Genomic DNA, 15,131 nt, shown 5'->3' with positions numbered 1-15,131 from the left:
ACCTGCTTCATTCCTATCTTCCACTTATCATTATTCATGGAAGACACCGCGCACCATATAGGTAATTATCGTTTTGAAGTTAAGCTTCTTAAAGAAGAAAGTGCCAGGGAGGTTCAGGAGCGTTTAATGCAGGTTATCAAATTACGCCTGATAGATATTGTAGAGCGCGTATTTGACGATGTATGTCCTGAAGAAGTAGTAATAAGGATACCAGGCATAGAACTTGACCTGGGTGAATTGGACCTGGTTCGTATAGAGTCTGAATTAGAATATAACCTGAGAGTCAAATTACAGGAATACTTGTTGAGAACCATCGAACAGGTAGAGACTGGTGATCAGGCCGAAGTAGAGGTTGTCTCACCAATTCAGTCGAAAAAAGAATTGATCAAGACATTTCTTACTACTGGGATATTACCATGGTGGGCCCCTGAAGTGTTTCATGCACCTTCCTTTTCACTAATAGAAAGCTTCGAAGAAATCCATATGGAAGACCCGCAAATAACCCGGGATATACTTTTAGAATCAGTTGAACAACCTGTGATGTTACATCGGTTGATCGCGCAACTTGGAACAGAAGACCTTCTTACCCTCATAAATTACCATTCAACAAGTGCTATAGCGATTGTCAGACCCTTGGTGAAAGAAATTAAACAGCTCTATCGTCTTCGGCCTATTAAAAAATATACCTCTACCTCTCAGTATCTGGAAAAGATATTCTGGAAAGAAACTATCAAACTCGTAATTGCAGAGAAAAAGCTGGTTTTACGTTCGGAAGAATTGCTACTAAAGTTCTTTACCGTAGTAAGTCAAAGAGAGTCTATAGACCATGTTACTTTAATGAGCATAGTACATACTGAATTACAGGAAGCATTGATTGCATCGCGTACCAGTATTATTGCTACTTACATCGAGGAACAGTATGAACAGTTAAAAACAACTAAAAGATCAGTTTCTGAGGATCAGAAACAAGCACCTGAAAACCAATCTGCCGAACTATATCAAACGGATTCGGAAAGTGATGAAGAGAAGTTACAATATGAAGCGGACACTGGAAGCCTGTCAGAGCCTGAAGTATCTGATAAGCAAATTGAACTTGAAAAACGATCAGAATCGGACCTGACAGGAGAAAGATCATTAGAAAAGGATAAGGAAACGCTGGCAGATCAGGTATTACTTAGCCTGTCGGTGGGGGAGGTTTCATTGCAAGATTTATTCTCAGACTGGTCTGTCAGATCCAGGAAGTTACAATGGATAGAAAAACTGACAGAAGCAGATGTTTGGGCCGTGGTAAAATCTCAGGCACCCACCCGTCTTACCTCATTTAAACAAATAGTAGAAGAAATGATGGTCCTGGTAGAAGAGGAGTATTGGCGCCATATTTCTGTCTCTACTTTAAAACCGGTTATTTTTGAAATAGTACTGGATGGACTGATAAAAAAAGAAAGGCAGCATGGTAGAGCCGATACAATCAAAGTAGAAGAATTGGTTAAACAGTTTTTAGATGTACTAAGTAAAAAGCTTTCCCTACCCACCGCTTTTATAGAGCAAGCCATCCAGACTGCTCGTGGTACCTCTAATCTCTCAAAAGTCCTTACAACTTTAAAAAAGCAAGCAGGCACTGCTGATTCGGTGGATAAGGCTAACCTCAACCTTGTGTATGATGATTTTGTACTACGTCATTTCTTTGTTTTTGGGATATACCCTGTGGAGCATATACCGTCAATAGAAGAATACACAGTACAGTTTGCAGAACAGTTTCCGCAGCGCCTGGAACAGATTGTAAAAGACTTAACCCCTGGGCAGATGGTTCGGCTGGTAATGAGGATTAATCGTGAATTCTCAGAAAAAACGAAAGCCGATGTTCTTTCCAGGATACAGGCATTCAGGACAGTAGTGATCAATGATAAGGTACGGCAAATAGGTAGAATAAGCTTAGATGAAATGACCCGGCGAGCTGATGACACTATTTATTTCATACGCCAATGGCTAATCAATAAAGAGATAGAGCAGATAGTGACTTTTAGCCTTAACGAGCTGGTAGAGTCGTTCATTCGAACGTTTTCTGCCGAGAGTAAGGGTTTTTTCGAAACGCTTCCTTCTGCTGATCTAACTCTGATTTTCAAAGACATTGAAATCGAACTGGAGGAGGCCATTATTAAACTGGTGGATGGATCCCCTTCTCTCACTAGTACTGAAAAGCCGGAAGAAGTTGGAAGTACTTTTGCCGATGGCCTGGAAACAACCGATGAAAAAATATCTCGCGAACCACTTTATATTAAGAATGCCGGACTGGTCATTTTATATCCCTTTTTAAGTCGTTATTTTAAACTGTTGAATCTTTTGTCAGACGATCGCAAGGGTTTTAAAGATGAATATAGTGTGCAGCGTGCGGTCCATTTACTGCATTTTTTGGTGTATGGTCAGCAGGAAGGCAAGGAGTATGAAATGACACTGAACAAGCTGATGTGTGGTATGCCGTTTGCTGTCCCGGTAGAAAAAGACATTTTACTTACGAAAGAAGAGATTGAAACCAGTGAGGGTTTGCTTCAGGGTGCCATACAGAATTGGGATGTTATCAAAAGCTCAAGTATTTCCAATTTCAGGGGCTCCTTTTTAATACGAGACGGTCGTTTGCGTCAGAGTGAACAGGCCTGGTCGATAAAAGTGGAAGAACGCGCCTATGACATGTTGCTGGATAAAATTCCATGGTCCTTTAAACTCATCAGATTGCCCTGGATGAAAAAGGCTATTCACGTGGACTGGAGGTAGGCTTTTTGCCAAACCCTTTAGGGAACTATGCCGTAAGTTAAAGGAACATTTGCCGTTTTCTGTGGTGAAAACCTATGCATCAAACTATTATGTTTTCGTAAAAAAAGAAAAATCTTGCCTAAGGGTGCAACCGTTTTTCAGGGAGGGCTGTCAAGGCTATTTGAAACCCCAAACTAATTTTAATCCCATCATGAAAACTATTAAAAACCCAAATTTTAAAAACTCGCTTAAGTACAGCTTTCTTTTTATCATACTTATCGTTCTGATCTCCGTTTATGGGTGCGATACGTTTGAAGAAGATGCTTTAAGCTCAGATAATGGCGTGGAGCTATCTTCAGGAGACATCAAGGTACTTGCTAATAGCTCATCTGTCATTGATTTTAACAGAATTGTGAAAACGCAGGAAACTGTATCTGTGAAGATTACAGATGAACCTGATAACGGTGAATTTAAAAATGTTGAAAATAACCTGTTCAGCTATAAACCGGATGAGGACTTTTTAGAAGGCAAAGATGCGGTAGGCTTTGATGTTATAGATACGGATGATAAGGTGATCAAATCCGGTACTATTGACATCGTTGTTTCCCAGGATAAAAGTGACTTCCCGTGTGCTATTTTTGCGCTGGAAGACAATGCTGTTCTAACGAACGGGCAGATGGTCACTGTGGATGTACTTGCTAATGACATTCTGTGTAATGTATCCCTTGCTGACCTGGAAGTTTCTATTGTTAAAACACCTGGTGTTGGGGAAGAGGCGGATATAAAAGATAAAAAACTTCGATTTTTCCCTGGATCGGGGTTTGAATTTGCCACCCTTGTATATAAAGTCAATCGTGTCAATGAACCTGACAGCGGTTCTTACGGTATTGTTAATATTGCCGTGGAAGCACCCGCTTGTGAGTTTGAAGCTAAAGACGATGTTTATAATTACACGTTACCTCTTGATGGTCAGACAGCATTGGAAGTTGACATTTTAGTGAATGATATTCTTTGCCTCAATGGTTCTGCACCCGATGCGGTCAGTATTGTTGAAACCACCAAGTTTGGAGATGCAGCTATCCAGCAAGGGAATAGATTGGTTTATTGGCCAAATTTGAGTAAAGGTACATACAGTGATTCCCTGGTTTATCAGGTTTGTAAAGATCAGGACTGCGACAGGGCAAAGGTTACCTTTAATTTTACTTCATCACAATGTGAGTTTGAGGCCAAGGATGATGTATATAATTACTATTTGCCTCTTGCACCATCAGCTACTGATCCTTGGGGGGATCTCGAAGTCGATATTTTAGTGAATGATTTGCTCTGCCTTGGTGATTCTGAACCTGATATTGTAAGGATCATCGAAGCGGCCAAGTTTGGACCAGCCGACATTTTACAAAATAAACTATATTATTTTTATGATGCGACCAAAGGTCCGTACAGTGATTCTATGACATATGAGGTTTGTAAAAATCAGAATTGCGATATAGCAACGGTCACCTTTAACTTTAAAGCTGCGCAATCTGACCTGGTGCAGGGAATAAATGATGCCTATAACCTGTTAGTTCTAGGGCAAAGAGATACCTATACGTTCGGAGTAATGGATAATGACCAATTCACGAATCTCTCTAATGCCGACATATCAATTGTCACGAATGTTAAGCATGGTCAGGCATGGATGGACGATAAACTTTTGTGGTATTCACCTGCGATCGGTACACAGGAAACAAAAGATACACTGGTTTACCGTATATGTGAAGAAATTGATGGCGTACTGTTCTGTGATGAAGCAGTAGTGGATATCACAATACAATGATAAATTGATCAACAGGCTTTTAACTGTGTGTCATCCTTCCTGTGAGAGGGGTGACACACTGTTGTTATGAAGGATTTGTATCGGATTTTTGAAAAATGTAGAAAAAATGACCGACGGGCCCAAAAAATGTTATTTGATCTATACAGAGCACGCATAATGGGAATATGCAGAAGGTACACTGCCAACAGGGAGGAAGCAGAAGATGTTTTTCAGGAGGCTTTTGTAAAAATCTTTAAGGGCATCAGCAGTGTAGAAGAATACCTCTATTTGGAAAGGTGGATGATTCGGACCTCTATTAATACCTCTATCAACTACTATCACAGGAATAAGCGCCACCATGACTATCTGGGCGTAGATACTGTGGAAAATTTTACTGAAAAGGAAAGTGACATTGTAGCACAACTGGATAATAGTACGCTATTAGAGTTGATCAATGAGCTCCCTGACAGGTATCGCATGGTATTTAACCTCTATGTAATTGAGGGGTACAAACATCGCGAAATTGCGCTAATGCTTGATATTACTGAAAACACTTCAAAATCTCAATTGAGTAGGGCCAAGGTAATGCTCAAGGAAAAATTGCAGCTTTTAGGGATTGATAAATTTGAAAAATATGGCTGAAAAGAATGTAGAAGACCAATTCAGGGACAGGTTAGGAGGATATGAAGAAGACCCGGGCGATGATGCCTGGGGATTCATTGAAAAAGAACTGCCAACAGAAAAAACGCCCTGGTATCGATTTATTTTACCCGCAGCCGTAGTATTACTTCTGCTGACTACAGGGGTTGTCACATGGGTTTGGATAGATGCTAATCAAACACAAGCAGACACCCCTGTAAGTATTATTACAGATGAGGATGGGTCGAATAGAGAGCATTTAAACACTCTAAATGAGCAGATGGCGTTGAATAATATGAATCCTGAAATCGCGGATAATGATCTTAATTCCTCTCCATTGCAGCAAGAGATAAATCAAGTAAATGAGAAGTCCTCCGGGGTGAAAAGGGCCCCTGATAATCGTGTGGCTTTGGCCGATGTCAATGCGATAAAGCAGGGTTTTGATAATGACCTTACCAGTGATTTGGAAACCACTCGTCAAATGGATTGTGCCGCTCAGGTGACTGATGCAAACATGACCGGGGTAATGGATGAAAACAAAGCGGTTGAAAGGTCTGATGATAAAACACCCGGGGTAATGACAGAAACATCTCAGCCAGACGACATTTCCTCAAGGTCGGAAAAGGGCGTTGGTCATCTGCAAAACCGTTTGGCAGTTGCTGACCGGGATAGGAATGACCGTGTTCTGAGTAAAAACGATGACCCATTTGATAAACAGACGACAGATCGTGTTGACAATTCGCTTTTATTAACTGGTTACACTCAGGGTAGAGTGCAAAGTTCAAATGGGCAATCTTCTGATAATAACAGCAGTGACAGGGATCATTGGAGCAAGCATGATTTCACTCCTTATGCCCTCAGGCGCCTGGATTGGGCTTATACCTTTGATACACCTTCCCCCACATCAATTACCAGAGTGGGGGTGACCACAACGGATGGACCGAAAGAAGAAATCCGTAAAAAGGAAAAAGTGGACTGGTCGGCGCGCCGCACTACTTTTTATACGCAGTTTATGCCTACGTTTACCTATAACCGTGTAACAACCAACCAGAATGATGATCAGCTGATCCGAGCGGTGGAGAAAATACCGGCTATTTCCGTTAAAAGAATGGGCGTAAGGGTAGAGGCTGGAATTACACATGTTGTCCATCCCAGGCTCAGCCTGTTTGCCGGCGCTTTATATTTTCAACGGACACAAACAATTAACTATTATCTGCAGACGGTGGATAGTGTAGCATCAAGAACTGCCGGAGATGCTCTTGTAATTACCCCTGGTTTAGGTGAAGAGGAAAGAAGTTATGAGCACCAGATCCAAACGTTGGGTATTCAGGTTGGAGGAATGTACAGGCTACCTGGTGAAAAAGTAGCCTCTTTTATAGGTACGGGAATGGAAATACATAAGTCATTGACAAAACAGTCTACAGATTTGTTTGAGGAACCTGATCTGTATTTATTTTATAATCTGTTCTACCGGTTAGAATACCCCAATGACAGAAGATTCCGATTCCTGGCACAGCCTACGTTTAACTATTCACTACAACTTTCTGATGACTTGAGTACACCTTTTTATATTCAACCGTATGGATTTGGCCTGAATTTTGGTTTTACCTTAAAACTCTAGTGGCGATCATGGATCTTTGCTACTTTTAAGTTAAAATCTATAAACCGTATGAAGGTATTCCATCTGTTGTCTTTTGTTATTGTCTTATTGGCTGCTTGTACTACTACTCAGATCAATCAGTCACTGGGAACCATTAATGATATTTTGGTTGGTAATGAGCTGACCGCCGATCAGGTAGCTTCCGGCCTTAAAGAAGCACTTATTAACGGGGCTTCCAAAGGATCGTCCCAGGCATCAAAGCTGGATGGCTACTTCAAGAACCCAAAGATCAAAATACCTTTCCCGCCTGATGTACAAAAAGTGGAAAATAAGCTTAGGCAGATAGGGTTGGATAAAGAAGTGGATCGGTTTGTAATGACATTAAACAGAGGTGCAGAAGAGGCAGCCAAAGAGGCTAAACCCATATTTGTCAGTGCCATCAAAGCGATGACCATTCAAGATGCCTGGGGAATATTAAAGGGAGAAGATAATGCTGCGACCAACTACCTTCAACGTACTACTTCTGATCAACTCAAACTGAAATTCGGACCCATTGTAGAAAGTGCGTTAAAAAAGACAAATGCTACCAAATACTATTCGAACATTATTACTACTTACAATAAAGTGCCTTTTGTAGATAAAGTAAATCCTGACCTCAATGACTATGCTACTAATAAAGCGATTGAAGGACTTTTTTACCTGGTCGCTCAGGAGGAAAAAAATATACGTGAAGATCCGGTAGCCAGGACAACGGATTTACTTAAAAAAGTTTTTTCAGCACAAGACAACTAACTACTTTTTCACGATCTTTTGGCGGGTCATGTCATTGCCATGCCTTATTTCCAGTACGTAGATCCCTGGCGATAAAGAAGAAAGATTCAGGGTCTGGTTTGAGACTTTGATCAGTGGCATGCGCTTCCCTTGGGTATTGTAGATCGTGAAGGTCGAAGGTTGTTCGGCAGTTACAGTAAGCAGATTTGTTACAGGGTTGGGGTAAAAAGTGATCACACCTTCTGACAGTACATCGGTTGAAGTGATGCTAACTACACGTAACGACTGGCTAAAACGGCTTTCACAACCTGCTTCATTACTGCCGATCAATTCAACCAAATACTCTCCGGGCTCGCTAAATGCTAAGATTGGTGATGGTTCTGTAGAAACTTGTACATCGTTTACCCTCCAGGTAAAAATAGAAGCATCTTCACTTTCATTGGAGACGGTCACATGATTAGCTGCTGCCAGGTTTAATTCTTTTGCAGGTAGACTAAACATGGACTTGACGTTGGATACGCCTACCTGGAAACTTCCGATTTCACTTTCACCATATAGCTGGTTGTCCGTGAAGTATATCATCGTATCCTTACTTATATCTTCCAATGAGAATATACTTCCCTTACCTATGAGCTGATTGGCAGATGCGTCAGCATAAAAATTGAAGAAATTACTTTCCATGGCTGTATAAACTGCACTTCCCTCGACACAAAGTTCAGTAGTCATCGATGCAGGTTTAGCTGCCGCAGATGGTGTTACTATTTCTATACGTTCGTCAAAACATCCATTGATATCTTCAGCGATCAGTTTAAGTTCAAACGGTGTGTTAATGTCATATGCATAGGTAGCATCGGCATTAACCTTAAGTAACTCATCGTTGACCACCCAGAAAAAAAGTGCGTTGTTGAGACTCCGGTTTTCCAGTTGGATAATATGTGGGTTGGTCAGATCTGATGTATCAGGTCTATGTATGAAATCTGCCTTAACATCACTTATTTCAACTTCTACATTTTTAACGTTACTGGCATAAGTAGAATCCAGGCTGATGACATAAAAAATCGTATCCTTAAAGATCAGGCCCGAAATATATTCAGTACCCGAAAATATCTGGTGCTGTAAATCACCATCACTGTAAACTTCTATATTGGTTGCGTTGGCAGGATCAAAACGGATGTTTTCACCTTTACAGATCATAAAGTCATCTAGATCCGGTAAGTTACTGCGGTAATCTACTTCCAGTGATTTGCTTATAGTTTCCGTACAACCTAGATCATTCGTTACGGTCACCTCGATACCATAAGAGCCTTTGTCTGTATAACTGATCAAAGGATGTTGTACATTCGACTGAAACCCATGGCTGAAATTCCATTCCCACGCCACCGGATCAATACTTCTATCTGTGATCTGAACGCTGTTCTCGCCGGTTTCATCCAATAAAAGTGGTGAAGAATCAGTACTAAAGTCAGCGTGCACAAGTTTAGGGCGTGCGATGACACGTACGATGTCCCCATCAAAGCTTTTGTCTTTATTTACAGCATAATATACAATATCATTTGTCAATATCGGACTGGTAAATTCGGGTCCCGTAAATTCCAGGTCTGTAAGCGCAACATCATTATAAAATTCAAACGTCTCACCATTTGAGGGATTCACAATGGCTTGTTCGCCGGAACAGGCGAAAAATACCTCAAGTAATGGAGGGGAGCTGAGGTACTCGTTGTAATGAAGTTGTGCTTCATTCACTGCACTGATCAAGTCAGCCAGGCTATTACCGCTCACCAGGGCAAAAGCCAGTTTTTCACTTTGGTTAGTTGCCAACTGTGTAATGGTACCACCTGTGATCTGTGATACATCGTTTCCAGTATTGTTCGTGCCGGCAGTCTCCTTGCCAATGCCCTGCGACACTAAACTGAATTTAACACTGTCGTTTAACAATGTAGGAATATCGGTAGCATTTCCATTGAAATTTTTGTTATTGATGGCATATTGGATTGGAGTTTGACTTGTTAACAGTGCAATGCCGGTATACAACGTGTCAGACAGTGCATCAAAAACGTATCCTAACTTCAGTGGATCATGCCAGTCTGCTCGATTGAAGTTTTGATTGTTCAAATTCCAGTCTGCGAATAAGGCGAGATGTAGATCATTCAGCGTTGCCGTACCTGTGTTACTGACCCGGTATTCCTGGATGATAAAACTGCTGCTGTCCCAGGCCAGTGTTTTCTGATCTATGTTCAGACCGAGCGAATTATCGTTTTCAGGTCGGTCCATAAATGTCAGTCGCGCATCTTTGTCGGCCACTGAGTTATTATAAAACCTGATGCGCTTATTTTGAATAAAATCTTTCGATTTTGTGCCAAGCACAAGATTTGTTGGAGCATTATCGAGCACAGTATCCGGATGAATGGCAGTTATTAAACCAATATTATCGAGTAGATCTACATCCCCCTGGCTGAATCCAATACCCCCAATTAAAAATTCTTTGCTATACCCCAGATCCCCGTCACTGTCAAGAGTAAGCTGAAGGTGGTTATTATCAAAAGTGATATATTCCGGTGTGCTGGTGATAGTGATATGTTGAAAATCGCGGTAAAACCCATCTTCAAAATCTACTCTTAACACAATGACTTCATTGTTCGGTAAATCATCACTCAATAAAATGCGAAAAGGTTGACTGAAATTATTAGTTTCACTCATAGTAGGAATAGCTCCAAGGTTAGCCGTTGACGCTAATACCTGGACATAGGGTGATGCTGAACTGATAGTAGCGGTTGCGTTAAAGGTGGGTGACAGGAAGTTTTGAAAGCGCACGTTCAAGGTCAGTGTGTCGCCATAAAAGGCGTAGGGCCCTGTACCATTGTCATAGTTGAAATCCTGGATGCGAACAGAAGGAGAGAAATTGTTGGTAAGCGCTTCAAGCATATTCAGTCGTCCTTTCCCCAGTAAACCATCGAAAGCCATATTCGAACCAACAGAGTAAATATCATCACTCGTCACTCTCAAGCGTTCCATCACTTGTTGGGCGGTAAGGTTCGGGAAGCGTGCCATGATCAGTGCGGCTGTTCCTGCCACCAATGGTGAAGAAAAGGACGTACCGCTAATGTTACCATAACTATTGAAATTATTTGTGCTGAATATATTCACTCCGGGGGCGGTCATGTCTACGTTATATCCAAAAGAAGAAAAAGGTGCCCTTTCATCATTTACAGTAGTAGCTGCAACAGAAAGTACATTATCATAAGATGCGGGAAAGGTGTTTTCCAACACATTACTGTTCCCGGCGGCAGCTACCACCACCACATTTTTTTCAAGAACAACATAATTGATCACATCCTGGGCGAACTGGGAAAATGCACCGGAAGTTCTCCAGGAAAGATTGACCACTTTACACCCTAGATCTGCAGCCAATAAAATGGCGGAATAACCGTCGGAAAAGAAATTACCAAAGCTGGAAAATACCTTAATAGGTAAAAACCTTGAATTGTAGCCTGCACCCGCTATGCCTAACCCGTTGTTCGTCGAGGCTGAACTCGTGCCGGCTACCCTGGTGCCGTGACTGTCCGCGTCTGCCGCCACGTTGTTATCATTATCGGCTATGTCCCACCCGGCGAAATTATCCACTAAGCCATCCCCGTCATCATCCACACCATTGACAGGATCATTATAGTTATAGGCAATATTATTGGTTAGATCGCTATGCATAATTTCAGCGCCTGTATCCAGTATTCCGATCACTACGCTTGTATCACCCCTTTCAACGGACCAGGCGTCATAAGCATTGATCACTTCCAGATAATCCTGCCTGCCACCGGACAGGCTTGCTTCAGGGTCATTGGGAACAATTAATGGTTTGTGTTTGAAGTAGGGTTCTGCATACAATACATCTTCACGTTGAAGGTATTCATTCACTACTACAATCGGGTCTTCACCTGTTTTCAGAGTAACTTTATAAATACTGCTTAACGGATGTGCAGCCGTCCTGCCGGTAGTAGTTTCAGTGGTAGAAATGTGTTGAATGGCAGGTCGTAATTCACGCTGACCACTTCTTCCTGTAAATCTATTCCTCGCTGATTTAACACTATACCCTTCCTGAAATCGAACGATGATCATTTCATCGGAATAATCCTGTACAGACACGTGCTCCGGAAGCGCGTAGGGCTTTTTTGTCTGTCCGAACAATTGACCAATGTATAAGCAAAAAAATAAGACTAAAAAACCTCTGTTCACCAACTTTACCTTTTCCACTGTTAATATTAAAAACCCAATTTAAGTAAACATTGTTGACTGATACACTGATAATTAAAGAATAATTAAGTTTTCCGGCAATGAAATTACACATAATGTGACGTGCGACGCGGATGGTCTTGCGTAAATCAGATCAGAAAAACCACAACTTAATCGCTAATGCCGTTACCGTCACGATCAGGAAACGTTTGATCCACTTATCTCCTTTTTTAACAGACCACCTGCTGGCTATCCATCCACCGGTTGAATTACCGGCTGCCAAAGCCAGTCCATGCGGCCAGTCTATGACGTCTTCAATGATAAAAACTACCAAAGCAGCAGAAGTATATACCAGAGCAACAAATACTTTGGCGCTATTCGTTTTTACCAAGCTGAAACGGTTGACCCCAGTCAAGGCGGCTATCATAATAAAACCTATGCCTGCCTGTATAAAGCCTCCGTAAATGCCTACAAAGAAAAATACTATCACACCGATCACGGTAGATTTGACATCGGTTCTTTCATCATTTCCATCCGTTTTCCTGTTAGGATTGAATATGGTTAATACCACCACCATGATCATTACAGCCGCGATGATCTTGTTAAAAAGTTCATCATCCAGATCTACCGATATTTTTGCCCCAATGATGGCACCCATTAATGCGGATATTGCCAAGTAGAGACTATAGGGAAATGCAGAGATCCCTTTTGAACGGAAGCCGGCAACGGCAAAAATATTCTGTGAAAAAATGGCCACCCGGTTTGTAGCATTAGCTACTGCAGTAGGCAAACCCATGAAAATGAGAAGGGGCAGGGTAATCAATGAGCCACCTCCGGCCACCACGTTAATAAAACCAGCTATAATTCCGGCACCCGCCAAAATCAATAAGTCCACCATATTTACTGCTTCCATTATATTATTACCGTAGCATTACTCAATAAGCGGATGAAGGTAAATAATTTTGGTCTAACCATTCCTAAAGAGGAGAGGACTTTGACATATGGTGTGTTTGTATAACCGGGCATATCCATAAATTGCATAGTTACGGTTCTCTTCTCGTAATAAATGTGAAGTTTTTAGGCGTTTTAATGTATTCGTAGCTCATTCAAAGCATAGAAAACAACCGTTCGATTAGTACTTTGACATTGATTTGATGGTCTGATATTCACACAGTTTTCCAAATGAATGGAAATCATCGCCTGGTCATCCATTACTACCTCTACTCATTGAACGGAATAGCTTCATCAACTATAATTCGGTTACTGACAACGGATGAAATTTCATTAAGTTAGCCGTGCAAACGTTTTACACATTTGAATTTGACATAATTTTTCATTAAATATGACATGTTTAGTATCTCAGTCTTGTTCTTAAATACAGTTGATCTATCCTAATTTTGGAGACTAAGGCTTCTCATATTGATTCTTCGAAAAATACTTTGAAACAGTCAGTGGCGACTGCTGAAGTACTATGGAGTACCATGAAAACGGGTAGTGAACCAGCTTTCAAAGCGCTTTACGATACTTACATACAAGACCTGTTTTTATATACCAGTCGAATCACAAATAATAAGGAGCTTATTGAAGACAGTATCCAGGATCTTTTTGTTGAGCTATGGAAATCGCGTGAGAATTTGCCGCATGTCAAATCAGTAAAATTCTACCTCTTTAAGAGGATCAAAAGAAAAGTGATCCGAAAACTCATAGAAAGCCGCAAGTTACCCTTAAGTCGGAATATTCTGGAGGACTATGACTTTGAAATTGTCTTCTCACGTGAGACTGAACTTATCAACCGGCAAATTACGCAAGAGAAGCAACAACGACTGCTCAAATCACTCAATAAGCTAACGCGGCGTCAAAAAGAGGCCATCACGTTACGTTTTTTTGATGGTTTACCCAATACCGAGATTGCAGCGTTATTGGCTATGAGCCCTAAATCTGTCAGAAATCTTATCTACAGGGCTATGATCACCCTTAAGGATGAGATGTCCCTTGTTTTGCTCCTTTCTCTTTTCGAATTGTAAGCCATAGCCTTTCTGGCTTTATCTTTCCTTTTTAGGTGATTTTACACATAAAATGAATTTCCATTAGAGTGGGTTAAAGTCAAAACCCTTACAACCATAAGCGTATCAATTTTATGTTCTTTGCTGCTAATAATGCATCAATTGCACCTCAATAGAGTGAATAAATGATGATTTTTTAAAAAAGTGAATTTTTTTTGAGGACGTTTCAACTTTTTGCGCCCCTAGTGAATATAATGCTATCCATATGAAAAAAGCCGATTCACCTCTTATGCAACTATTGTTGGATTCTCATTTTCAGGATTGGGTTTTTAATCCAACAGAGGAATTAAATCAATTTTGGCAGGAATGGATAGCTAAACATCCGGAACGAAAGGAGGATGTAATGGAGGCATCAACACTCCTTAGAAGTATTGGCTTTAAAACCTCTGTGTCCGGTCTGGATGAGACCGCTATTTATGAAAAGATTGCAGCCAAGATACAGATGGAAGCGCTGTCTGATGAATTGAATTTGTCCAGAGAAGAGATGGATGATCAGGTCGATGATGCTGTCGAAGAGGCTGTGATATACTCACTTCCGGTAAAGGGTTCTCCTTTCCAATGGGTTTATAAATTGGCGGCAGTAATAACATTGATCGTAGTATCTACTACTGTTTATTTTCACTATACCCGTAGTGAAACAATTTTATACACTACGAATTTTGGAGAGACAAAGGAGGTAATACTACCGGATGGATCACATGTTACCTTAAATGCTAATTCCACACTTGCCCTCACAGCTTCCTGGCTACACGATGATGAACGTCATGTAAACCTGATGGGTGAGGCTTATTTTTCTGTTGTGCATACTCAAAGCGATCAGAAATTTATTGTGCATTCCAATCGTATTGAGGTGGAAGTGCTGGGTACCGAATTTAACATGAATAATCGTCGCGGAAAGACCCAGGTGGTATTGGAGTCAGGGAAGGTCCAGATCAACCTTCCTTCTACTAACGATCACGCAAAATCTGTTACAATGCGTCCCGGAGATTTGGTAGAGGTATCCGAAACAGATAATACGATTACAAAAAAAGTGACAAACACATTGCTATATTCTTCCTGGAAGAATGGGACGTTGGTTTTTAATGGTGTACCCCTAAGTAAAGTCTTTGAAACAATACAGGATCGATATGGCTACGATGTAATCGTTCAGGGAGATGAAATTCAGAATATGCTCTTCGAGGCAGAGATCCAATCTACTGACCTGGACTTGATTCTGCGTGTAATTGCTCGTTCGTTCGATTTGGAAATAACCAAAAATGAAAATGAGATTATTATAGACAATTAGTAAAGA

Annotated in this window: 9 protein-coding genes; 7 read left to right on the top strand and 2 right to left on the bottom strand. The window is 41.0% G+C overall.

The annotated features are described in order from the left end of the window. Positions 1 to 36 precede the first annotated feature (36 nt). From FNH22_RS14475 to FNH22_RS14455, 5 genes are all read left to right on the top strand, one after another. A complete protein-coding gene (locus tag FNH22_RS14475) occupies positions 37 to 2,769 on the top strand; it encodes a contractile injection system tape measure protein (protein ID WP_143399118.1) in 2,733 nt (910 codons plus the stop codon). A 190-nt stretch (positions 2,770 to 2,959) separates the two neighbouring features. Next, entirely contained in the window at positions 2,960 to 4,564 is a 1,605-nt protein-coding gene (locus tag FNH22_RS14470; RefSeq protein WP_143399117.1) for a hypothetical protein, read from the top strand. A 66-nt stretch (positions 4,565 to 4,630) separates the two neighbouring features. Then, on the top strand, positions 4,631 to 5,185 hold the full coding sequence (locus FNH22_RS14465; RefSeq protein WP_143399116.1) for an RNA polymerase sigma factor: 555 nt from the start codon (positions 4,631 to 4,633) through the stop codon (positions 5,183 to 5,185). After that, positions 5,178 to 6,803: a hypothetical protein gene (locus FNH22_RS14460; protein ID WP_143399115.1), complete on the top strand. Its 1,626-nt coding sequence runs from the start codon at positions 5,178 to 5,180 to the stop codon at positions 6,801 to 6,803. Before FNH22_RS14465 ends, FNH22_RS14460 begins: the two co-directional genes overlap by 8 nt. Before the next feature lie 48 nt (positions 6,804 to 6,851). Next, on the top strand, positions 6,852 to 7,574 hold the full coding sequence (locus tag FNH22_RS14455; RefSeq protein WP_143399114.1) for a DUF4197 domain-containing protein: 723 nt from the start codon (positions 6,852 to 6,854) through the stop codon (positions 7,572 to 7,574). On the opposite strand, the gene FNH22_RS14450 is transcribed toward FNH22_RS14455, so the two are convergent. After that, the gene (locus FNH22_RS14450; RefSeq protein ID WP_143399113.1) at positions 7,575 to 11,798 is read right to left on the bottom strand and encodes a S8 family serine peptidase; all 4,224 of its coding nucleotides are present in this window, start codon (positions 11,796 to 11,798) and stop codon (positions 7,575 to 7,577) included. A gap of 133 nt (positions 11,799 to 11,931) precedes the next feature. Further along, a complete protein-coding gene (locus FNH22_RS14445) occupies positions 11,932 to 12,690 on the bottom strand; it encodes a sulfite exporter TauE/SafE family protein (protein ID WP_221420278.1) in 759 nt (252 codons plus the stop codon). 526 nt (positions 12,691 to 13,216) lie between these two features. Between FNH22_RS14445 and FNH22_RS14440 the strand changes: the two genes are divergently transcribed. Together FNH22_RS14440 and FNH22_RS14435 are read left to right on the top strand one after the other, a co-directional pair. Next, positions 13,217 to 13,801 (top strand): RNA polymerase sigma factor, encoded by a 585-nt coding sequence (locus tag FNH22_RS14440; protein WP_143399112.1) that lies wholly within the window; start codon positions 13,217 to 13,219, stop codon positions 13,799 to 13,801. Positions 13,802 to 14,045: 244 nt separating this feature from the next. Next, entirely contained in the window at positions 14,046 to 15,125 is a 1,080-nt protein-coding gene (locus FNH22_RS14435; protein ID WP_143399111.1) for a FecR family protein, read from the top strand. Positions 15,126 to 15,131 lie beyond the last annotated feature (6 nt).

It is taken from the genome of Fulvivirga sp. M361 (assembly GCF_007097395.1).
Classification (GTDB): Bacteria; Bacteroidota; Bacteroidia; order Cytophagales; family Cyclobacteriaceae; genus Fulvivirga.
Note: the sequence above shows the minus strand (reverse complement) of the source record. Positions and strands in the feature narration are given on the sequence as shown.